The following is a 21,977-nucleotide window of genomic DNA, read 5'->3' as shown; positions in this document are numbered from 1 at the left end:
CGTCAGTTCAATTCGATCTGGCCGCCGGCGATCCGGTTCACACCGGCCGCGTCGCTCACGATGTACTCGCCGCGCAGCGCGATTTTGCCGTTCGGATAGAGCGTGATGCTTGCCTTCCCGCATCGCAGCGTGATTTTTTGCTTCGCCTCGAACACAAGTTCGTCCTCAATAGCCGCCGGCGGCTCGGCGGCCGCGCTCTCCGGGTCCGCCGCTGACGTATCCGGCGGCAGAAGACATTCAATTTCGTGATTCATGCGATCCCCTTCTAGGTCAGCGTCTGGAAAAGCGCGCGCTGTGCGGGCGCCGAAAGGCGGGTCGGGAAGCGCGGCCCGCGCGTCAGTCGTTGCAGATGTTCAGCAGCGAGCGGCCGCCACGCGAGCGGGCCGCTAATCAAGACCTCGCCAAGCCATTCAGGCGTGATCGCGCGGCCGGCAAAGTAACTGTTGGCGTCGCCGAATCGCGGACCATGCACATGCCACCATGCTGCGAAAGCGGCGGCGTCCGGCCAGGGCAAATGCGCATCGGGATCGACATCGGGAATCTCGCTATCCGCGAGCTCATCAGCGCCATTCAGCAACATCTTCGGGCCTTGCCAGTCGTCACGAACCGGATCGGCCCCGGTGATCAACGACAGCGACGCCGCGGCAACCCGCGCGGTCTGAGGTTCGGCAAGGTGTTCCATCAAGACCGGAACTGCGCTTATGCGGCCGAGCCACCCCAACGCGATCAGGTAAAGGCGAATCTCCCCGGATTGGCCCAGTCTCTCCAAATGGCGTGCTGCGCGGTCGGGTGCGTGCAACGTTAGACTGCGCAGCGCGGTGCGGAAGCCTCCCGTATCGACTGCGGAATCGGAGAGCAGCTGGTCGAACGTATCGCATGCGGACGGCGTGTCATCTGCCGGCGCGAGTGCGAGTAAGGTCTGCGCCGCGGCAAACCGCACGTCGGGCGACGCATGATCGAGATACCGTCGGGCCGCGCTTGCAAGATCGTGCCGGCCGACGCCTAGCACCAGCTGCAGCGCATCGGCAATCTCTACGGCCGTCGGCTCCTGGATCGTCTGCAGCTGTTCGAGCGCTTGTTGCGCGACGCCGGGAAAATCACGATGGCGCACGCCGACCAGCGGCAAGCGAATCGAACTGGGCAACGCTTCGATGCGCGCCCGAACTCGGGGAGTCGCCGGCGCCCATTCAAACGCGTCGACCATCCCGCCGCGAAGATCGGGAATCGCCGTCGCAAGCGCCTGGCACGCGTCCAGCATTTCGTGGTTATCGCTCGCCAGCGCATATAACGTCATCGCAAACATCTCGCCGGCGCGCACCGGGTCCGGCGTCGACACCTGCATGCGCAATGTCGCTGGCTCGCCAAGCAAGAGGAGCGATTCCAGGGCGGCCAGCAACTGATCGTCGAACTCAGCGAGGTCAGAAAAGTCGACTGCCGAACTGGCCAGCATGTTCGTCCGCCGACGCCATCCCATTGCGAGCAGATCGGCATATCGGTCGGCAAGCGCCTCTGCCGTGCTCGCAACCAGCGACGGCTCCATGCCGCCCTCGATGGGCGACGTCAGAACCTCCGCGGTGGAGACCGGCGACCGACCGTCAGGCATATCTTCGACTGTGCGCATGCTCTACGAGGTCAATTGCCGTTGATCGTGTTGCCGTCGACTTTGACTGAGCCGGCCCCCGAGATCTTGATGTTCCCTCCACTGATCGAGATGTTTCCGTTGCTCTCGAGAACGATCGAAGCCTTGCCCGTACGCAACTCGATTCGATCGCCGGCAGTGATCGTGTAGGTCTTTCCGACGACGGTGGTTTTCGACAACCCCACCTCTTCAGCCTGTGCGAGGCCGACTGCCGTGTTCATCGCGCCGACCACCGTAATCGTGTAGGCGCCGCCAACAACCAACGCCTTCGCCAGCCCAACTTCTTCGGCCGACGCCATCGCGATCAGCAGGTTCTGCATCCCGTCGATCGTTTCGACACGGTTCCCGCCGACCGTCAGCGTTTCGTTGTTGCCCACGTGCTCGGTACGATCGACGCCGATTGTGATGGTCTCGTTGTTACCGACCGTCTCGGTCCGATCGTGGCCTACGTTCACCGTTTCGTCGTGGTCGATTTTCTTCGTGCGATCGTTGCCGACCCAATGCGACTCGTCGTGTTCGACCTCGAGGCGCTGATCCTTCTCGGCGTGCAGCCAAACCTCTTCCGCGCCCTTCTTGTCCTCGAAGCGGATCGCGTTTGCCGTGGTCGCGTTGCCGCCCTTTGTAGATCGGCTCAGGATGCCGCTCTGCGACGCGTTCGCCGGCAGGTCCCACGGCGGCATGTTGGCCGCGTTGTACACGCGGGAAATAATTAGGGGCCGATCAGGATCTCCATCGAGGAAAATCACCACCACCTCGTCGCCGATACGAGGGATGTTGACCATGCCAAACCCACCGCCAGCCCACGGCTGGCCAACGCGCACCCAGCACGAGCTGGATTGGTTGCTCTCGCCCAGCCGATCCCACGGAAACTGCACCTTCACCCGGCCAAGGCTGTCGGTATAGATCTCTTCGCCCTTCGGGCCGACGACGACGGCCGTCTGTGGCCCGATGATGGTCGGCTTGACGATCGTGAACGCCGGACGATAAGGGATCTTCTTGCGGATGCAAGTGAAGCTGCAGCCGTAGGTCGCCGCCCCCTCGCCCGCCTGGTAGTTGTTCGATCCCGCATGGATCACGCTCGTGATGAGAAACTGCCGATCCTCCTGTTTCCCGTCGTCGTGATCGTAGTGCTCGTCGAGCTGGAAGTAGCGGGCCGGCATCATGCGCCGGCTCGTCGTCGTGCCGACGAAGATCTTGCTATGCGCTGCAAGCGCCTGGGTCCGGAACCGCGCCAACTCCTCGCCGCGATCGCTGTTCGGGAAGCCGTGCTCGCCCACGTAGTCGTAGATTTCGTACGTCGGCACGTCGCCCTGATCGACGCCCGTATTGCCGGACACGAAGCGCCGGGCTCCCGGAGCCTTGTAGTCGTAAGTCTTCACGCCGACCTTGTTCGACTCCAACTGCCGGCGCGCGGAAAAGGACGTCACGATCGCCAGATCATCGCGCGCCTCGCCCTTCGAGTACTCCAGATTCGGGCTCGTGCCGTCGATCGGCCTCGCCGCGATCGAATTGTCGGTAATGATCAGCTTGTGCCCGTCCTTCGCGTGCTCGAAGAAGTAGAAAAGGCCATCCTCCTGCATCAAGCGCTGGGCGAACTCGAGATCTGTTTCCTTGTACTGGGTGCAGTAGCTCCGATTCCTCGTCGCTTTCGACAAGCGGAACTCGAACGACGCCAGGGAGCCATATTCCTTGAAAAGCTTTGCCAGAATGTCCTGGGTGGTCTTTTCCTGATAGATCCGGATGTCCTGATGGCGGGACAGCATCCAGAGCCATGGCTTGATCACCGCGCTGTATTTTGTGAAGCCGCCATCCGTATCGAGGTGCGAAAACGATACGACGTACCCGTTGAAATACCGCTCTTCTGAGCTTGCAATAGCGTCAGTCAATTGCAATGTAATTGTCACCGGCTGGCCGATCATCTTTTTCAGCTCGATCGACCGATCCTGCGACGCAAGCTGCGTGTCGATGTGAAATAGATCGGAAAGGCTTTCAGTGCAGGTAAAATTGACCAACACCAACTCCGACCGCCCTTTCAACGGCGCATCGATTGAGAACAGGCGATTGCTTTGGAGCTGAAAAAAGCTCGGAATATCGGACAGTTGCATGATTGGCCTCAGCGCCCCCCGGAACGAGTGTCGATATTACTGCCAGATAATCATCCGACGGTAGTGTCAATTTTGCCGGGGCTCGGAAAATTTAACGGTATTTCACTTTTGATCTGGAACTAGTATCGCCGGAGTATTGATGGACGACTTGCTGCCACATTACGAATACGAACTTGGTCTATTAGCTCATGGGCTGACGGAATTCGCCGATCGTTATCCGAAAATCGCCACACGGCTCGGTATTCAGAGTGGACAAGTCGACGATCCTCATATCGGTCGGCTCGTTCAGACCTTCGCCTTTATGGCGGCCGCACTCGACACTCGCCTCGTTGACGACTATCCCGAATTTACCGAAGCGCTCCTCGACTGCATCTATCCGCAATTCATCCAATGCGTACCGTCGTGTGCGCTGGTGGAATTCGATCCGGCCGACCTGTCCGGCAAGCTTACAGGTCCCTTTACCGTTCCCCGAGGCACGACATTGGACGCGCGTGCTGCGTTGTGTCGCTTCCAGACCATCTACGACGTCACCCTGACGTCGCTGCGCATCGGCGCGGCACGCTACTCGCCCTCGACGATCGCTCCTGCCAGAGTTCGAATGACGCCAGACGCCACCGGGATTCTGTCGGTCACCTTCACGTCTCAATCCCCCACCGGACTCTTCGATACGTCGAGCCCATCCAAGCCAATTCGCGTGCATCTCGCGGGTGACCGTCCGGTCGTCGCCTCACTCACTGACACGCTCTTGCTGCGCAGCGCCGGCGCTTTCGTCGAGGTTGATCACGACGGCCGCTGGTTGCCTCTATCCAAAGTACCCATTGAGGCTGTGGGCTTTGACGACAGAGAGGCATTGCTCCCGAACGACGCCGGCGCTGCCGGACATTCATTTCGACTTCTGCGCGAGTACTTCGCTTTCCCGGAGAAGTTCGACTTCGTCGACATCGATTTCAGCCGCATCCTGCGTGCGGCCAGGGCACCCCAGGCTCGACAGCTCACCCTGCACGTTGTGACGCGCGGCACGCCGACCGATTCGACGACGGCACAGATGCTGGCCACTGTCGACGGGCGTACCTTCAAGCTGTTCTGCACACCTGTCGTCAACTTGTTCGACCGCGCTGCCGAGCCAATCTTGCTGACCAGGACGGACCAGTCCTATCCGATCACGCCAATCCCGCTCGAAGACAAGGGAGCGCCGCTCGGTCTCTACGCTATCGGCAAGGTCTACCTTTGTGACAAGTCGGATAGCGGGGAACAGGCCGCGTTGGCTTCGACGCACTCGGCCCGCGTGCTTGTGCCGCCCTATCGCGCCTTCGGCCACGGTTCAACGTCGAATAACGCATACTGGATCGTGTCTCAAGATCGCGACGTGGCGTTCAAGCCCAACAGGCCAACATGGTTACTCTCCCTTGTCGGTCTTGACGGTCGAGTTACACGGCCGAGCCAACCGCAGGTCGATATCGATCTGATCGCGACGAACGGCGATCTTCCGTCTCAGTTGCCGATCGGCAACCCACTCGGAGACTTGTTGAACGAAGGTGCGGCGCTCTCATGTCCGATCACGTTCATCTCCAAGCCGACCCTCCCGATGACCCCAACGTGCGACGCGAGGGCGCTGTGGCGTATTCTTTCGGCCCTGTCTCCGCATCCGTACGACCTGTCTCAACTCGGCCTCAGTGGGTTACGAGCGGTCCTTCGGCTACATGCGCCCCGAACCGCTCTCATCGCACATCAAAGCATCGATGCGATTCGCCACCTGGACTACAAATCCGCCGTGAAGTGGATGTCGCTCGACGGCAAGATGCAATCATTCGTGCGCGGTATCGAGATCGCTGTGTCGATCGACGATGCTGCGTTGCGAAACCTCGCGCTCGGAACATTTGCCCGGATGCTCGAGCAAATCCTGACCCCCTACGCTCCAACGAACAGTTATGTCCAGCTAGCGATTCGGTCGACGCAAACCGGCGGGGAGCTGCTCAGGTGCGCCGCTCGTCAAGGCACACGGTCACTGGTCTAATGCCAAGTCAGTGCACGTAACCTGCGAGCAATCCCGCGCCAAACCCTGCCTGAAATCCCCACGTCCGCCCGTGGGTGATGAGCAAAACCGGCGCATTTGAAATCGCCTCTTCGAGCACCATGGAAAAAGCCGGACTCGAAAGTCCCAGCGCGAGCATCACCGGATTGATGCCCATCAACATGACGTCGCCTGCCTGGCCGATGATCAATGACAGGGATCCATCGAGATACACGGTGCCACCACGAAAATCGTCCGGCCCGAGTTCTTTCCCTTGAAACGCGTTGGTCATATAGACCCAGCCGCCGCTCGGCGTGTGCACGCCGGCGCCAGCCCCGGCGACCGCGCGCCCGCCAACTGGGGGCAATTGAATTTGCGGTGTAGTGAACCTCGGAAACTTCATCTTCGGGATCTTTAGCCCCAGTCCGTATCCGATGCCAAGCCCACCATAGTAGTAGTCGTGATCCCGCTTACTCGGATCGGTGAGGCGAAGCAAGCCGCCCGTCGCCGTCACGAATTCCACGCTCGCCCCACCGCCAGCGCCCGTGTTGTACGTCCAGTCGCTCAACCTTAGCAAAGACATTGCACTCGCCCTCTCAAGCTATCTTTTTATTTACGTGACGGCAGGTTCAACAGCCCGACCACGATCGCGCCCAGCCCCATCGTGAGAAGAAAAATCGGCATATCCCAAATTGCGCGGAACGTATTGACCGTCGCGGTAGGGATCGGTTGTTCCGGCAGATATCGAACCTCGACGTCCTGACCGACCGTCATCGCCGAGATCAGGAGGCCGCCTTGTGGATACGAAACATGCTGGCCAGCCTTCGTAACAAACTCGATCTCGGGATGATATCCACCCGCGTTGAGCTTCACTACACGGCCGGGCACGACGATCGAGGTTCGCAGAAACTCACGCGTCGCGTGCGCGCTGAACCCCGCGGCGATCAGAAAGCCGATACCGATGACAACCGTGCCTATCGCCTTGAACATAGCCTTCCTCAAATGAACTGCCTCGTCGCCATGCAAACGCTTACGGAACGCCGCGAATCGCTGCGGCGCACGCCGACCTATGGACTTAGCCTATCCGCGCGAACAATGACCGGCCCGACGAAAATTACCTTGCGCAGCGACGAGCTCGGACCGTAGGGTTGCATCTTGAAATGCGGTCGACGCCAATGTGCGCGCTTCTCGTGATGCGACAACCCCGCCTCGCTTACGTCACCTCCAGCACGCTCCCAATCCAGAACGGCCGGGCCTACGACATGGCGATCATACAACTGTTCAATCTGGGCTAGCCGTTCCCGACGCTTACGTTCGCCCAGCCCCCTAAAATCACGCGACGCTCGGCTGTGTGCCAAGTTGGCTTCGATCCTCGCATCCGGCAGCTTCAGATACAGCAGCAGCTTCGCAACGTAGCCGAGTACGAACAAGACGTACTCACGATCTTCGGCACTCCCCTCGGGGATATCGTCGATCACCTGGACGATGGTCTTGTCTGGATCGCTCAAGGGATAGGACCCGAACCGCAGGCGTGTCGCCCCTCCTCCTGATTCCTGCCACGTCGCGATAGTAAGGTGCTGTCCTCTAACACTCGGGGTATCGAAATCACGGCGAAAAACCGCTATGGCACGAATGCCCTTCTGCTTGACCCCGGTCCACTCAGGGCTAGGAATAATGCACATTGCTGGCGCCGGCAGTTCGATCAAACCAATCGGCACGTCATCGGCGATGTACGCGTCGTCGAGCAGCCGATGCAAGGCCGCTGTTGGCTCGTACATCACGCCATCGCTGCCATAGTAGATCTGCCAGAGCAAGCTTCGGTGAGCGAGCAACGCATCGTGTTCGCTGATGCCCGACAACAGCGAGCCACCCCAGCCTTTCACGAATCTTGGGAACTCGTCATAGAGCCGTTCCACCGGGAACACGGGAATCGCACTGCCAAAGTCAGCATGGCCAACTTTCGCCCCTTCTACCATCACGCGCTTCCACGCGTCGATCGCACCTGTCGCGCGATACCGCACTGGAGGAGGCAAACGCCGATAGACTGGATCATCGGCGGCGGCCGTAGTCTCCAAAGCCGACTTCAAGAGCACCGAGACGATTGCATTCGGGTCGTGATAGCTGAAATGACGAATGGGTTCCACTCTGACGCCTCAATACATGCCCGCGGCCTGCCAAATCGTTAGCAATTGGAAAGGAATTAATCGCTGCTGTCAACGCTGATTTCCGCCTTAACTCTATCCTAAGCAATAAAGCTGAATCTGTTTTCGATCGCCGGTGCACCCTTCGTCTAGCTTGACTAAATTTGACGAAGCGATATACCGGTATTGCTGATAAAGTTGTACAGGGAAAGAGCCTTTAACGTCTAGCTCTTTTCAGATGCAGTACTCGGCCCAAGCAGTATTGACCCGCCACTATTCGACGTGTCGGGTCCCTCATATCTCAATAAAATAACCCGGAATCTGCAGTCCATACAAGCCACGGTTCGGATGGACTCCGGGCGTTCGGATCATTTTCCTGTTCGCATGGAATATTGAACATTCATCACAAATGTTTACCAATCCAATTTGTCACCTTCGAGATCCTGGAGTGATATCTACCATGCCAATCTCAACGATCGGTGGATATCGAAACGAACAAGGGATGGCGGCGGCTCAATGCTCGGCGGGTTGCTCGAGCAAGTCCGATTCACCGAAAAAATCTCGCTGACCAGGTGGCGACGGCGCCGGACGGCGCGCCACTCGAGGACGACGATGCCCGGCGCGCTTCAACGTTCGCGCGATGGCTTGCAATTGGGCCCAAAGCTGATCGGCGTCCTCGGCCGACAACGTGTCGGCTGCCACCTCAAGCGCGGCGATGACCGCTTCAAAATGTTCGGGAGCGTCCGCCAGTACCGGAAGAGCCCGTGCGCGGGCTTGCTCTTCTTGATACAAAGCCATCCAACACGCGAGCGTCTTGCGTTCATCGCGAGTCAACGCTTGGAGTAACGCCGCTGGCACGGGCTCGTCGACGCGAAAAGAGCCGACCACACGACGTACACCGCGGTCGGCCTGACCCGCTTGCCCGACTGCTGCGGGCCCTTTCGACGGTTCGACGCGCACCAACTTGACTACGCGTCCATGTTTGCGAATCAGCATGGAGTTTTGTCAGGCTCACAAGATCACCGCAGCAGGATAGCGCAAACTCTTGTCACGATCGATTACGTCACACGCTCACTCAGCGACACTCACCCCGGCGCAATCCCGGGATCGTGCACCGGACTCGGCAACAATTCGGGACTGCTTGCCGTGAGCGGCGCCCTCACCTATACCGTATTCGATGCAGTTCGGGAGGTCGTCGTGAACGTCCCTTTGTTGATGCCACATCTGTTTTGTCGTGCCTTCGAACTAGCCGGTGCGATCCACGACGGTGAGGTGTTGGTCGATGCTCGTCGAGTTTCGACAATTCGCGGAATGCTGATCTCGTTTTACGGGCTAGATCCCGGGCCATACGAAATCGCTCTCGCAACCGTGGCAATCGACGTCTTCTCCGACGAAAACACACGCGCCTGCTTCCTCGAACGAGTCGATGCGTTCGACCGACTGATTGCGAATCGAGGTCTCATGGACGCGTGGGGAAGAAACGGCTGGGTGCTCCGCTCTGCGACCGATCCCGATCGATTCGCGCCCGCCCGATTCGTTGTCGAGGCAGCGGCCATCTGCGCGCTGGACACATATCGCCGGGCCTTCGATCTACAGGAATTCCACACAGCGGCTTACAAGCGAGCAGCCGCTCGGGGTGTCGAATTTTGTTAAGTGCCCGACATCGCGTGCATGCCGTTTGGCGTGTGAATTCCCAGGTGATGCTGATTCGCGTATCCGCTGGTCGGAGCCACGCATAGCGCCGCACCACTGCCCCAATCACGACGCTGCACGCGATCAGCGTCACGCTGCTTGCCAGCAGATGCGCAAGCACCACACCGAGCGTGTCGTGCGTTGTCGTCCATTGGTGCAACTTCCAGGCGAGGTCGAAATTCAGCCATGTCAGCCCGCCGATCAGCGAGATGAAGGCTCCAGGTGCTCCGAGCGCTAGTTGGGTCAAGTGATCAGGGCGGGCAAGCCACCAGCCGATCACGAACACCCCCACGGGAATCACCAGCGGGCCGGTACCACCGTACGTCAGCGGCCAGGCAAGCGCCGCGGCGACGCTGGCGATCAAGATGAACAGCAGTATCCGCCCCCAGCGTGGAAGCGAGGGGGCGTCGTCGCACGATGGCTGATACGCGAAATAGTAGACCTGGAGGATCGCGATTCCAACGGCCGCCATGCCGATCCCGCTCAGTGCGTGTTCGAGCACCGACACCGCATGGTCCCAATGCAGCGCGGTTCGAATCGCCCGCCGGACCGCCAACACATGACCGTCACCTCCGCGTGCCGCCGCGCGCTCCCAGTTGCCCCACGCGAACAACCACCAGTCGAGCGAGAAAGCGGCAATTGCAACGAGCAGATGCCGCGTAGCTCGAACTTTCGATTTCCAGTCAGCAATCGCCAGCCGCCGACGTAGCCAATGCCCAAGGGGCTGACGCGGATCGGTGGTGCCCATGTCACTCCTTCGGTAGCGCTGGACCGCCTCATTGCGGCGCGCACGATAGATGATCGCAAAATGAGAGGAGGATGCCGCCTATACGTGAAGGTCATGCACGGCCCGTCATAAGTCCACGTTGCCGTGCTGAAGGCGTCAAAGTTTCTGTAAATCCACCGGCACGAAAAGCACGATCGCGAAGCACTTCGCGCGCGCACTCCTAACGGCGAATTCGGTGCTGCTACGGTTAGTTTGCCATCGATCACACAGCGGCTGCGCGTGCGCGCGACTTCGTCGGACGTTTGGCCGGAAAGAAGGCGGTCCACTGCTCAGGTGTCGCGCGGTCGATTTTCTCGATCGCAACGGCGCGGGCGGCATCGATCGATCCTTCCATGATCTTGCCTAAGCTCCGGCCGGTTTCCACTTCGGACACAGCGAACAGCGCCGGCATGCTCGGATCGGATAGTGTGCTGCGATGCACGGCCCAGGTGCGACCGCGATGCTCGAACGGGACGCCGATCGTCTCGACCCAACGATCGTCGTGCAGCGCGAGATGGAACACGATACCGTCGACGCGCACGTGCGCCGGCGGGGAGGACGGCTTTTTGGGAACTGCACGGGTCATAAATTATCTCCAGTTAGGATCAAGCACGTCGACGTAGTGCATCGGCGGCTTGCCATGCACCAGCGCGAAGAAATCGCCGGCCTCAGGCGGATGTTCGATGAAGGGGCGCTTGAACGCAGGCGTCGGAAAGGCGACGTCGAGCAGCTTGCCGCTCGCTGTTCGGACGAGCGAGTGAGCCGCAAAGCGCACGTCGTGGCCGAGCTGGCATTCCGGCATCCAACCGCGCACCGCCTGATCGGCAGGATTGAGCAGCAACCAGCGCATCACCTGATCGTGGCAGTGATTCTGGCGCGGCGACCAGCCCGGCAGACTGTCCGCATAGTCGTCAATGGGAAGTGCGTCTGCGAAGTCACGCGCGATGGCCATGCCAAGCGCAGCATGAAGCGTGGCAACGGGGGTGTTTAGAACACCCTTGTCGACCAGCCACCATCGATAGTTAAAGACGAGGTCCCGTAGCTCATCGCTGATCAACCCCAGGTGCGCCGCAGTGAACGCAACGTCCAGAACGACAAGCGCAGACTGAACTGCCGGCGCCGGTCCGCCGGCAATCCGCAAGACAAGTAGAGAGCGGTCGACCTCGTCGATCAGCTTAGCGATGACAGCCCGGTCATGCTCGTTCAGCGGCATCGAGCCGCTGTCGAATCCGATGCAACGGCGCACGTGCTCGATCTCGGGAATGCTCATTCGAGCCCCACCTGTTGATGCGGATCGTCTCCGTGCTTATGACGGTCAATCAGGAAAATCGCAGCGGCCGCGCAGGTGTTCTTCGCCAATACGCCGAACGCCGCATCGAGGGGCTCAAAGTGGCTGGTCGCGCCGTGCGCCGTGCCGAAGTGCGTGCGCAGTGCCGCCGCTCCGCCACAAATAGAGGCGACGCCACCGAGCAGCTGCTTCAGATCCGGTTGCAGTTCCGGTAGATCCGGCAAGCCCAGGTTGTTGACGCATGCTTTGAGTAGCGGCGACAGCGACTTGTCCGAAGGCAGCGGAACACCGCGGTCTATCAGGATTGCGGCGCACACCGACTCCAACATGCGGGTCGCGCGCGTGAGCGCATCGGCCGTCTCCATGTGCGTCGCGTCCAGCGCTGCCTCCCAGTTCTTCGCGACAGCACCGCTGGCGAGCGCGGTCAGGCTCGCCTTCATCTGTGTGTCGATCTCGGCAGATTCCGCCGCGAGGATCGTCTGGAGCGCGTGCAGCGACGTGTCGAGCGGACCCTCTTGCGCATCGAGTCGGTCGGAGATGTCATGGAACAGCGATTCGAGCGTCTCGTCAGTCAAAATCAACTGGAGCCATTCGATCGGGGCCGCTTCAAGGCTTGTCACGTCATCTTCGCGATGCTCCGGCGGGACGAACGCTTCCGCTGCATCTTGTTCTGTCGTCCGGTGACAAATCTGCACCCCCCTATCGCCGTAGGACAGACATCCGTACACGGCTTCGCCAAATCCGTACTCCTCGAGCGTTACCGACACACTGCGACCAACGATCTTCGTGGACGCGAATGCCTCGTTCATCGCCGCATGGAAGGCCCGGGCCCGCTGGATCAGTTCGCCTCGTTTGGCCTCGATCCGCCGATGTTGCGCCGCGAACGCGTTAAGCTTGTCGCGCATATGGCCTCAGACGATCGCCGGGCGCATCGCATATGCCAGCGCTTCGAATCGCGTGCGGTCGGCACGCACGTTGACCGGGTCGACTGCATCGATCGTCGTGACGAGCGCCTCCCGCGGCGCCAGCGCCCCACGGGCCTCGCCCAGCGCAATTCCCAGCCCGTAAATGCCGATGTCACACGCAGCGGCGCGTTGCATCGCATTACGGATCTTGCGCTCGGCATGTTTCGTGATGTGTTCGTAGGTCAGGCTGGTCATCTGAAGGTCTCTCTCAATTTGTGGTGGGGTCGACGGTTGCGCGGTTGAACCGTCAAAACCCGTATTGATTCTCGGCCCAGCGCCGCAGCACCTGGTAGTCGTGCTCGGGCAGGACGATCAGACCCGCCTCGGCCGCTTCGAGCACGCGCTCCATCTGTCCGCTCAGAATCAGGTTGCCGTGCAGGCCGTAGAAGTACCAGGCGAAGCGATGGCCGATGCGCTCGTCGAATTGCGTCAGCTTGCCAATCAGGCTGTATACGTCCAGCTTCGCCGTGTTCTTCAGCGCCGCAATCTTTCGCGTGTGAGTCCAGCGCGGCACGAAATTCATGTCGCGGCCGCTGTGCGGATCGGTGTAGTCCTCGGTGCTGAAGACCCAGCGCCGGCACGCACGCTCGCCGGCACGGCCGGCGCTCGACGCGGCCCAGTCGTCGAAGAAACGACGGCCGCGCCACTGTTGGCGATCGTAGTCCGGCGTGAGCTCGCGCACACTGACCACCCGCGATTCACCCGTCTCGACGTTCCGCTCGACGAATTGCCGACCGCCATCGCGCTGCCTGCGCTCGCGATAGGTCGCTTCGGCCAGTGCCGAGAAGTGCTGCATGTCGATCACCGCCTCGAGCCGATAGCGCGGCGCGCCGAGCGTGCGCCGCTCGAACCGTTCGACAGGCATGTCGTGCCAACCCGAGCGCAGTTCACGCGCATCCGGCAAGCGCCAGGGCGTGCCGCGCGGAAACACCTCGCGCTCCACGAATTCCCGTTCTTCCCAGACCTCGATTTGCACGAAATTGTCCTGATCACCACCGCGGTCGTGCACGAAGAAGTGCAGCAGCGGCTGGACCTCGACCAGCTGGTAGGCGGCATCCCGGTGCGCGAGCAACACGTCGCCCACCGAGCCGCCGTGGGCGTCGAGCTGCGCGTCGATCCACGTGTGGTAGTCGGATGCGATCTCGCGGCCCTCGGCATCGATCACGCGTGCCGGCCGTTCGGAGAACTCGTCGCGCGTCACGGCGTAGTGCGCGCCGCGATAGTCGGTGCGGGTCGCGAACGCGGCCAGCAACTCGGCATGCTTCGGCGACACGGGCGTGGCGGCGACGATCGTCGCGAGCACGTCGGTCTGCAGTTCGTATTCCTTGCGCATCAGAGGGCTCCTGTTTCAGCGCCGTGGCGCGCGTTGCTCAAGGTGAATCACATTGTTGGGGGCAAAATGCACGCGCTCGCCAAGGTGCAGCCCGCGGTGCTCCTCGCCGGCCCCGCCGGCGCCCACGAACTCGGTCACGATCGCCTCGTGGATCGGGGTGTCGCCCCAGTAGTGGGTGCTGCACACGGTCGCGCAGAACAGCGGGCCGTCGAGCAGCTGTAGCTCGACCCGGTCGCCTTGCTCGATCGTGTCGCGGCGAGTGTCGCGCTGCGTGTCCCACCCCCGCGTCGGCTCGGCCACGCGCTGAAAATCGCGGACCGTCAGCCATCCCAAGGTCTGGCGCAGCAACTGCCAATACACGCCGGGCAAGCTGCCGTCGCTGGCTTCCCAGCGCTGCACCTGACGTTCGGTGACGTCGAGGCGTTCGGCGAGATCGGCTTGCGTCAGGCGGTGCATGATCCGCAAGAGCTTCAGCTGCGCAGCGGTCGGTTCAGCGCCTGGGGGATGAACGGGGTTTGCTGGCATATCCACTCCTTCTTAACCCGACAAAATGTCGCATAGCGAGAAAGTAGCACGACATTTTGTCGTGTCAAGCCACGCGCTACCCGACGAGCGTCGAGAGCGTACTGAGCACGAGTGCCACGGCCGTCAGCCGGGCGGCAATCTGGTTCAGCCGACCCATCTCGCGATTGGCCTCGACCACGGCGGCCCAGCTCGCCTCGGTCGCCTGCATCTGCCGGACATGCATCCAGAGCAGCTTCAGCTCGTGTTCGACCGGCTCGAACGCGAACGGATCGTCCGGGTCATCCGGGTCGGTTGGCCGCCGCTGGAAGTCGACCCGGGCCGACCGGTACCAGTAGGCTGCGCCGGCCACCCCAAACCCGAATCCCACGACCGCCAAAGCGACTGCCAAGTTGCTGCTCATCGAGGAGGCTCCTGCAGATTGAAATTGCGCTCAGTCGCCGGCCGCCGGCGCCGCGTTCGCTTCCGGTTGCGGCGTGGGCAGCGAACCGGTTTCCCGCGGCGCGGCGGAGCGCCGGTCGAGTTCGTTCGGCCAAACGGCCATCCGCACGCGGTGGCACCAGCGCGGCCAGCGCGAAAACACCAAGCGGTCGAGGAAGTAGTTCGCCAGGGTCGCGTGCTCGACGCACAGTCGCCAGTCCGCATAAAGCTGCGTGTCGCTGCGTGACGGCCGACGAGCACGAGGCGGGTTGTTCATCCCCGCCTCCATCTGGGCATCTTGAAACGCGCGGCGCGCTTCCATGCCGGCCTCGAAGATGCGGTGAATCATCTGGCACTGGAACAGGTGGCTGTACAACCGGGCGTCGATGTCCGACAACTGGCCGATAGTCGACGTGTGCAGCGCGAACAAGCTCGGGCGCCGCTCGTCGAGTTTCCTGATGGCATAGAAGGCCCGCGCCCCTGCCTGTTCCAGCTCGTCGAAGCTCTCGATCCGCGGGACGCGGTCGGCGTTCCGTTCAAGACTGCCTCCGGCGGCCACCAGCTGCTGCAGGTCGGGCAGCACCATGCCGGCCGCGACGCGCCGTTCGCGACCGCGGGCGGCGCCGGCCACGATCCACGCGCCGGCCACGCCGAGCAGGCCGCCGGTGGTCGCGCCGATCAGGGTCTGCCAGTGGTCAAGTAGATCCAGCCAGCCGTCCGGCGCGGCGGCGGCCACCGGTACCGGCAGGCACATCTGCGCCGCCGTCGCCGTCAGTTGATAGAGCATGGCGGTCATCTCAGTGGTCGGCCGGCGACGCGGCATCCTCTTCGGCAACGCGCGAGAAAATCGCTTTCTCGATACGTTGTTCTCGGTCACCCAGGCGCATGCGCGGGACGTCGAAACTCTTGCGGTAACGACCGGCCAGCTTCAGGGCCGCCGCGGCGGTTTCGTAGGCGCGTGCCTCGAGCACCACGAGTGCTTCTTCGGGACCCGCGTGGTAGTGGTCGCGACAGGTTTCCGCAATGTGGTCGTTTGCGGACCGGACTTGCTGCTCCAGGTCGCGGCAGGCGGACTCCAGCTCGAGCGCCGCCGCGCTGTCGCATACCCCGACACCGGGAGCGAACTTCGGCAAGCGAAAGCTGATGCCGTCGTCGCCCGCGCGAAGGGCGCGCGCGTTCTCGATCAGGAGCGCGTAGCACGCAAGCGCAAACGCTTCAAGGCCGCCAGCCGCTTCGCGTGCGGCACGCACCGCAACTGCCCGACGTGCCTGCGCGTCGTACTTCGCTTGCTGAAGCTCTCGGCTGGCTGCCGCGAGCTTCTGGCCAAGATCGAGCACCTTGTACACCATCGCGATGGCGCCGGTGGCAGCCGTCGACAAGACAGCAATGCCCGTGTTCGAAATTGACGAAAGGTCCATGGTGCGCCTGCGGTCGAAGCGAAGGAAAGCCGCCCCTCGCGGGGCGGGCCAAGGTTAATTAACCTGCAGCGTCACCGTATCGGAGACCGGCACGGTGCGCCACAGGGACGCTGGTCGCGGTCGTTACACCGCAGGGCTCACAGGGGGCTGCAGCCGCGCAGTTGCGCGAGCAACAGCAGAAGCGTCAGGACGGATACCGCCCAGCCCCGCCAATCGTCTGGCATTGGACACCTCACTACACATCGTCCGACCGGGTCGCCCGCCGGCCGGTCTCGGGGCAGGTCGTGGATCGGCCTGCGTTCCGTATAGCCAAGGGCCGCGCGTTTTCGACGTCGATTCGCAAGAAAATCGCCAAATATAAGGTTTGTACCTAGCCACCACCCTGCCCGCCCGGGGTCAATGCGCCCTATCAGGGATTTTGCACATTCAATCTCATGGCGCTAAGCAGCCCTAGCGCCATGGCTCCCAACGTGCTTGGGTTTGTATGGCAGGAAGGCGAGAGTCGAGCACGGCAAGCTGACGCGCCCGGCCGTGGTTCGACCCGGAACGGTTTTGTCAGTCAGGGGGCATCAAGCTCCGCGGGCAACTAGTTCCCGCAAGGGCCGGCGACCGATGTTCCTTCCAGCTGCGCATAGTGGTGAACGACGTCGCGACTGAAGCGCGCGATACCGTCGGCCACATCGAGTAGGCCTCGGTCGTACAAGGCATGCAGATCCCGTCGGAGCAAAATACCGTCGGAGGCGTCATTGTGTCCTGCGCGCCAATCGCGGCCGCGCAGGTGGGCAGCCTCCAGCGCTTCCTGGATATCGCAGCCTGAGATGGCGCACCTTCCGTCGTACGCATCGAGTACCGCCTGTCGAAATGCGGCTTGCTCGGGGCGAATCAATCGCGCGATATATCGCGCGATCCACTCATCGGATTGAATGGGGCCATCTACGGTCCCAACGGCCGTCGCGCGCGCTGGGCCGCGCACAATACGACAGGCGCCAGTTGCGTCGTCATAAGACTCGACCAACCACGTGAGCGAATCGAGTTCCCGCGACTTTACGCTCGAGGTTCCCTTTGGGAATTCCTTTGTGGCGCCATCGCTCGGCTCACCGCGACCGCAAATAATGACGTGGAGGGGTTGATGTAGCTGGAATGCATCGCACACCACGCGATCGAGGGCCATCCCGCGGTCGGCCTGGCCGATGAGCCGCGATCGCTCTCGGTCCGATGCAGCGAGCGCACCTGCGCGTGCTCGTCGCTCCTGCGCGCCGGCCCGGTAATTCGTGTCGGAAAACACGTCGCCACCCGCCGATTCCTTCAAATTTTCATGCCAGAGACAAACGGCATACCGTTCTTTCCGCGAGCCGAACGACCAGTTGTAGCAGAAGCGTGGATTCGCCTTGAAGTTTTTCACGGCGCGGCGGTTCGCGTTCATGTGCCATTCGTCAACTGAGATCGGGACGCGTTCGAGGATGTCATAGATCAGTTCTAGTCGATCGGGACGCAGCTCATCGAGCTTGCTGAGCGGCGTGGGCTCGCCGACCCGGTCAAACACCACGATCTCGGCCTCACGGTCGACAGAGCGCTTCTGCCAGCCAGCCTTCATCCACGCGTGCGCCCACTTGTGACCGTCGGGCTTCGGGAGAAACGGGTCCGAGTTCTGCCAGAACGTGTCACTCCGTCGCGCGACTGGGGGCAATGGCGCGTCGAGAATCTCTTCGATGTCCGTGAAATGCAGCGTAACGTTGCTGACGTCGAGTGAACGGAAAAATCGGCCTAGCGCGCGGTAATCCCTGACGATCGAGTTTTTTGGCGTGCGCACGCCGAAAGATGACGCAGCAAGCGAAATCAGTCCGTCGACAACGGCAAGCAGGTGCGGATAGGCGTGCGTGCGCCGGTGGATCTGGCTCGGCGGCACCAGCCCGCCATCGTGCCGCACGTAGCGCCCTCGCCGATTCACTTCATCAGCAATTGTCCGCGTGGAAAGCGGTCGGTCAGCGAGCGTCAAAATCTCGACAATCTCGTCGTGCAATTTCGGGCGCGTCTGCATTCGATCTCCTCGGCGGTAAAAGGCCGACGGCGGATTTAAAGTCGTCCAAACAAGCGCTGTAGCGTCTCGTCCAGATCGGCGAGCCTCTCGAACTCGCCTTTCCTGAGAACTCGCTGATTCGCTCGTTCCGCCTTGATGCCTTGTGCATTGGCACGCGCATGACGCGCTGTCGCGTGATCAGTGATCTCGGGTAAGGGACGACCCGGCTCCGCGCCGAACCAGCGGTACTCGGTGATTTCGAGATCTTCCGTGACGCCGAGCCAGACCACGCACCCGCTCCGCGCGTGTGCCAACTGTTGGTTGATGGTCACCTGCGCACGTGCGCCATCGACCAACGACACCTTGAACTGGACATGCCGCATCACGCTTCCGCAGCACATGACGAGGTCATACCCACTCGCGTCGAACTCCGCGCGCAGGATCTCAACGTTAAGGATACCGAGCTGCCAGAGGCGCCGCATGGCCTCGCCCACGAAAATGTGCTCGACGATCCGCTCCCGCAAAACTGAATGTGCGGCGTGCTTCGCCCTGGCGTCGGCAGCACAGATATCAAGGAATTTCATCGGGAATGCCTATGTCATTGCTCGGGTCGGTCCACTCATATGGCGGGTCGATCCACTCCGGCGCGATCTCCCCGGTCGCTATCCTATGAGCAGCGGGCAGAAATTCAATGGCGCGTACCTTCACCCGATTGGACGTGTCGCCGTCGACCGTGACGAGAATGCCGCAGGGAATCTCTTCCTCGAACAGCGTCATGCTGTTCCCGACGGGAACGGTCGCATCACCGGCGGCCGACACGGCCGAAAAATTGAAGTACATCACGACCTTGGTGTGGAGCACGCCCTTGATCCGCACCACCACCTTGCCGTCGCTGTGCTCAATTGCTTCGCATTCGTCAAGCACGCCGTCCGTCGCGGGCCACTGGATCGCGTCAACATGGATGTCGCGGGTCCACGTAAAATCGAACGCCGAGCGCGCGTCGATCCCCACCCCGATGTGACGCGCGAAGGACCGACCGGCTGCCAACAACGCATTCTGCAGTTCCTCGTCCAGGCCCTCGGCCAAGGTCTCGGCAAGCCGCCGCGCCGCAAACTGCGCGCTTTCGTCCTGAAACGCAGCCAGCGCACCGGCCAAATTATTCGTCCAGAGCAGCCGCGGATGCGCCGAACAGAAGCGCTGCCAGTCGGAATCTGTCGATACCACCAGCACCGCTGTGTCGTGCTCGGCGGCCCAATGCTCAAGCGCCAGCAGCGCCACCGCGTCGGGGAACTCGTGCTTCTTCTTGCTCGACTCGGCAAACGGCGGCTGCGCCGCAAAGTACCGGTCGAACAGGGTGCGCATGTCGACGCGAGCGGCAATGTCAAGCACCTCGGCGCGGGTGCCCGCCAACCACTCTGCCATTCGCAGGCTCGCCGCGGTCGCCGGCTCGTCCATCAGATACTCGATGACCTGAAGCGGCTCGAGCGCGTCGCTTGACAGCACTCGTGACCGGGTCGCCATGCGCACCGCGCGGGCCAAGCCGTTACGGGCTTCGGCCGCATCGCGCCTCAAATGGGCCTCGACCTCACGTAGCACCACGTCCGGCATCAGCACCCGGATGCGGTCACTGCGATGGAACTGCTCGACACGGCGCAGCAAGCCGCCCTCGAGGTTGCGCTGCTGCGCATCGAACACCGAGGTATCGAGCGCGATCGCGCCAAGCTGGTTCGCGGCAATCAGCGAGACGATCCGGGGATCCATAGTGGGCTCCTGGCTATTCATGACGGTCAGACTCGGGCGACTCCGCAGGTGGCAGAGAAACCAATTCATGCCCCTTCAGCACGCGTCCATCGGGCGCGACAAACACAAACTGATCATGCTCGGCATAGACCTGGCGGTCCGCGAAGGCGATCGTGCGCGTGTTGACGGCGGCAACGAGATCGGCGGGCAGATCGACGATGCCGGAGCGGCCGTCGAAACAGCCGCGAAGGGCGAGAGTTTTCGACAGCGGACAGACCACCGAGGTATCGGCCGACCCGAAGCCGGGCGAATAAAAGCCGCCCGCCATGTCCTCGTTGTCCCAGCAGAGCGTCGCCGGATTGTCACTGGTGACGAAGCCCCCGGAATCCGCAGCGGCGCGCAACACCACCCAGGTTCGACGCTGCAGTTGGTCGAAGACCACCGGTAGCATTTCGAGCTCCGTCACCACATGTCGAGTCGTCGTCACGTCGACGCGGTACTCCCCCGCGTCGACGAACGCCTTGATTGCCTCGTAGCTGACGTCGGACGGCTCCATGCGCCCGGCAGCGATCGCGTGCTGCTCGTGTGCCTCCCAACGCTGTTGGGTCGCCACCATCTGTTCCATCATCGCGCGCATGGTCTGCTCGTGAAACTGACGCAGGTTTTCCCGTTGCCGCGGGCTTCGCACCGCGAACAGCGCGATCAGCTCGAGCAGGACGTCACGATCCGCTTCACTGCCGACGGCGCGGCGGGCTTCGGTGCGAACCAAGGCCGGGCCGGCTTTCGATTCGAAGTCGGCGTAAATGGCTTCGATCGCGTTCGGCTCATCGCCGTCGATGCGATTGAAGTCGCGTTCGGCCGCGATGTTCGACGGCGTCGTGTAGAAATCCCGCCGTCGCCGGGAGTCAACGACGTAGAGCCGCGAATCTTTGCGGCGGTCGTGTGTAAACCCCTTCAGGTAGCACTGAGGCACGTAATGGTGTTTGCGGGCTTCCCCGCCAGCGTTGTCGCTCATGCGGTGTGCATTCCGCTCATGCCGGCCGGCCAGTCGACGACCCCGGCGACGTCATGGCCTCGAGCAAATAGGCCCAGAATTCCGGCAGCAGTCGCGCGAGGTTGATGCGCTCCTGCATTTCGCGGCGATACAACTTGAGGTTCGCGGCATCAAACTGCCCGCCGAGCCAGGTCACGCGGGGGTTGCTCGGGCTGCTGCGCAGGCCGATCGTGGTCAGGCCACAATGGCTGAACTGGTGGTAGTACTGTTGCGCCGCGCTCAGCCTCTCGATCGCGTGGGCGTTGACCTGCAGGGTCTGGGCATTCCAGGCGAGTTGCTTGAGCGCAAGGTGCCCCTGGGTGAGGCGATCACGCTGCTCCATGCGCTCCCGGTAGCAGCCCGTGTCCCGCGGCTGGCCGTTTCTCCCCGTCAGCAAGATCAGCGGTGCGTCGGTCGCGCAGAGGGTCGCGATGGCAACGCCCTCGATCGCCTGCCGCATGGTGTTGCCGGCCGCCGGCCCCTTGCCCGACAGCAGCAGCTTGGTCGCCACGACCGTGTCGTCGAGCACACCAAACGCGAAGCCGGCCACCAGCATGGCACGCCGGCCGCCCGGCCGGGCCGCGTCGGCGATCGGCGCGAACCCGGCAAATGCGACGGCCAGCGCCGCGGCCAACGTGTCGAGTTCCGGGGCGAGCGCATGCGCGAACTGGTCCCGCAGAGTCTGGTCGGGATCAAGCAGTTCGGACCTGACGTGCGCGGGCTGCGTGAAGTCGGGCGGGGGCGGCATCATGGATCGCGGCCGGCCGGTAATCCCCCCGTTTTGCACGGGGTTCAGAAGTAGAAACTAAGCGGCCACGGCCAACCGCTGCTTTGGCGTAAATCCGCCCAGGGCCATGTTCGGGCGGTCATGATTGTAAGTCCACATC

General features: G+C 62.1%; 23 protein-coding genes. 1 reads left to right on the top strand and 22 read right to left on the bottom strand.

The window, feature by feature from the left end; all coding sequences use genetic code 11:
• Nucleotides 1-2: 2 nt before the first annotated feature.
• The 3 genes from HWX36_RS35375 to tssI all read right to left on the bottom strand — a co-directional run bounded on the left by HWX36_RS35375 (nucleotide 3) and on the right by tssI (nucleotide 3,744).
• A complete protein-coding gene (locus HWX36_RS35375) occupies nucleotides 3-254 on the bottom strand; it encodes a hypothetical protein (protein ID WP_175752320.1) in 252 nt (83 codons plus the stop codon).
• Nucleotides 255-265: 11 nt separating this feature from the next.
• Complete coding sequence (locus tag HWX36_RS35370) at nucleotides 266-1,540, bottom strand: hypothetical protein (RefSeq protein WP_175958376.1); 1,275 nt, start codon at nucleotides 1,538-1,540, stop codon at nucleotides 266-268.
• A 92-nt stretch (nucleotides 1,541-1,632) separates the two neighbouring features.
• On the bottom strand, nucleotides 1,633-3,744 hold the full coding sequence (gene tssI, locus HWX36_RS35365; RefSeq protein ID WP_175958375.1) for a type VI secretion system tip protein VgrG: 2,112 nt from the start codon (nucleotides 3,742-3,744) through the stop codon (nucleotides 1,633-1,635).
• A 139-nt stretch (nucleotides 3,745-3,883) separates the two neighbouring features.
• On the opposite strand from tssI, the gene tssF reads away from it, so the two are divergent.
• On the top strand, nucleotides 3,884-5,758 hold the full coding sequence (gene tssF, locus HWX36_RS35360; protein ID WP_175958374.1) for a type VI secretion system baseplate subunit TssF: 1,875 nt from the start codon (nucleotides 3,884-3,886) through the stop codon (nucleotides 5,756-5,758).
• A 7-nt stretch (nucleotides 5,759-5,765) separates the two neighbouring features.
• On the opposite strand, the gene HWX36_RS35355 is transcribed toward tssF, so the two are convergent.
• The 19 genes from HWX36_RS35355 to HWX36_RS35265 all read right to left on the bottom strand — a co-directional run bounded on the left by HWX36_RS35355 (nucleotide 5,766) and on the right by HWX36_RS35265 (nucleotide 21,841).
• On the bottom strand, nucleotides 5,766-6,278 hold the full coding sequence (locus HWX36_RS35355; RefSeq protein WP_244136607.1) for a hypothetical protein: 513 nt from the start codon (nucleotides 6,276-6,278) through the stop codon (nucleotides 5,766-5,768).
• Nucleotides 6,279-6,364: 86 nt separating this feature from the next.
• Nucleotides 6,365-6,745 carry a DUF3592 domain-containing protein gene (locus HWX36_RS35350; protein ID WP_175958372.1) on the bottom strand — a complete coding sequence of 127 codons (381 nt, stop codon included), beginning with the start codon at nucleotides 6,743-6,745 and terminating at the stop codon, nucleotides 6,365-6,367.
• Between the two features lie 77 nt (nucleotides 6,746-6,822).
• Entirely contained in the window at nucleotides 6,823-7,899 is a 1,077-nt protein-coding gene (locus HWX36_RS35345; RefSeq protein WP_175958371.1) for a hypothetical protein, read from the bottom strand.
• Nucleotides 7,900-8,409: 510 nt separating this feature from the next.
• Nucleotides 8,410-8,892 (bottom strand): hypothetical protein, encoded by a 483-nt coding sequence (locus HWX36_RS35340; protein ID WP_175958370.1) that lies wholly within the window; start codon nucleotides 8,890-8,892, stop codon nucleotides 8,410-8,412.
• 463 nt (nucleotides 8,893-9,355) lie between these two features.
• A complete protein-coding gene (locus HWX36_RS35335) occupies nucleotides 9,356-10,336 on the bottom strand; it encodes a hypothetical protein (protein ID WP_175958369.1) in 981 nt (326 codons plus the stop codon).
• A gap of 241 nt (nucleotides 10,337-10,577) precedes the next feature.
• Nucleotides 10,578-10,877 carry a hypothetical protein gene (locus tag HWX36_RS35330; protein WP_244136606.1) on the bottom strand — a complete coding sequence of 100 codons (300 nt, stop codon included), beginning with the start codon at nucleotides 10,875-10,877 and terminating at the stop codon, nucleotides 10,578-10,580.
• A gap of 66 nt (nucleotides 10,878-10,943) precedes the next feature.
• Nucleotides 10,944-11,624 carry a hypothetical protein gene (locus HWX36_RS35325; protein WP_175958367.1) on the bottom strand — a complete coding sequence of 227 codons (681 nt, stop codon included), beginning with the start codon at nucleotides 11,622-11,624 and terminating at the stop codon, nucleotides 10,944-10,946.
• Complete coding sequence (locus tag HWX36_RS35320) at nucleotides 11,621-12,547, bottom strand: abortive infection family protein (protein WP_175958366.1); 927 nt, start codon at nucleotides 12,545-12,547, stop codon at nucleotides 11,621-11,623. The genes HWX36_RS35325 and HWX36_RS35320 overlap by 4 nt, the downstream gene beginning before the upstream one ends.
• A gap of 6 nt (nucleotides 12,548-12,553) precedes the next feature.
• Nucleotides 12,554-12,802, bottom strand: a complete 249-nt coding sequence (locus HWX36_RS35315; RefSeq protein WP_175958365.1) for a hypothetical protein — start codon at nucleotides 12,800-12,802, stop codon at nucleotides 12,554-12,556.
• A 52-nt stretch (nucleotides 12,803-12,854) separates the two neighbouring features.
• The gene (locus HWX36_RS35310) at nucleotides 12,855-13,940 is read right to left on the bottom strand and encodes a hypothetical protein (RefSeq protein ID WP_175958364.1); all 1,086 of its coding nucleotides are present in this window, start codon (nucleotides 13,938-13,940) and stop codon (nucleotides 12,855-12,857) included.
• 15 nt (nucleotides 13,941-13,955) lie between these two features.
• Nucleotides 13,956-14,465 carry a helix-turn-helix domain-containing protein gene (locus tag HWX36_RS35305; RefSeq protein WP_175958363.1) on the bottom strand — a complete coding sequence of 170 codons (510 nt, stop codon included), beginning with the start codon at nucleotides 14,463-14,465 and terminating at the stop codon, nucleotides 13,956-13,958.
• Between the two features lie 76 nt (nucleotides 14,466-14,541).
• Entirely contained in the window at nucleotides 14,542-14,865 is a 324-nt protein-coding gene (locus HWX36_RS35300) for a hypothetical protein (protein ID WP_175958362.1), read from the bottom strand.
• 30 nt (nucleotides 14,866-14,895) lie between these two features.
• Entirely contained in the window at nucleotides 14,896-15,678 is a 783-nt protein-coding gene (locus HWX36_RS35295) for a hypothetical protein (protein ID WP_175958361.1), read from the bottom strand.
• 1 nt (nucleotide 15,679) lies between these two features.
• Nucleotides 15,680-16,300, bottom strand: a complete 621-nt coding sequence (locus HWX36_RS35290) for a hypothetical protein (protein ID WP_175958360.1) — start codon at nucleotides 16,298-16,300, stop codon at nucleotides 15,680-15,682.
• Between the two features lie 586 nt (nucleotides 16,301-16,886).
• Entirely contained in the window at nucleotides 16,887-18,338 is a 1,452-nt protein-coding gene (locus HWX36_RS35285; protein WP_244136605.1) for an HNH endonuclease signature motif containing protein, read from the bottom strand.
• 35 nt (nucleotides 18,339-18,373) lie between these two features.
• A complete protein-coding gene (locus HWX36_RS35280; protein WP_175958359.1) occupies nucleotides 18,374-18,901 on the bottom strand; it encodes a hypothetical protein in 528 nt (175 codons plus the stop codon).
• On the bottom strand, nucleotides 18,888-20,078 hold the full coding sequence (locus HWX36_RS35275) for a PIN domain-containing protein (protein WP_175958358.1): 1,191 nt from the start codon (nucleotides 20,076-20,078) through the stop codon (nucleotides 18,888-18,890). The genes HWX36_RS35280 and HWX36_RS35275 overlap by 14 nt, the downstream gene beginning before the upstream one ends.
• A 13-nt stretch (nucleotides 20,079-20,091) precedes the next feature.
• Nucleotides 20,092-21,072 carry a DUF4238 domain-containing protein gene (locus tag HWX36_RS35270; protein WP_175958357.1) on the bottom strand — a complete coding sequence of 327 codons (981 nt, stop codon included), beginning with the start codon at nucleotides 21,070-21,072 and terminating at the stop codon, nucleotides 20,092-20,094.
• 16 nt (nucleotides 21,073-21,088) lie between these two features.
• Nucleotides 21,089-21,841, bottom strand: a complete 753-nt coding sequence (locus HWX36_RS35265; protein WP_175958356.1) for a hypothetical protein — start codon at nucleotides 21,839-21,841, stop codon at nucleotides 21,089-21,091.
• Nucleotides 21,842-21,977 lie beyond the last annotated feature (136 nt).

This window comes from Burkholderia sp. BCC0405 (assembly GCF_902833075.1).
Classification (GTDB): Bacteria; Pseudomonadota; Gammaproteobacteria; order Burkholderiales; family Burkholderiaceae; genus Burkholderia.
The sequence above is the reverse complement of the archived record's forward strand: the minus strand, read 5'-3'. Positions and strand labels throughout refer to the sequence as shown.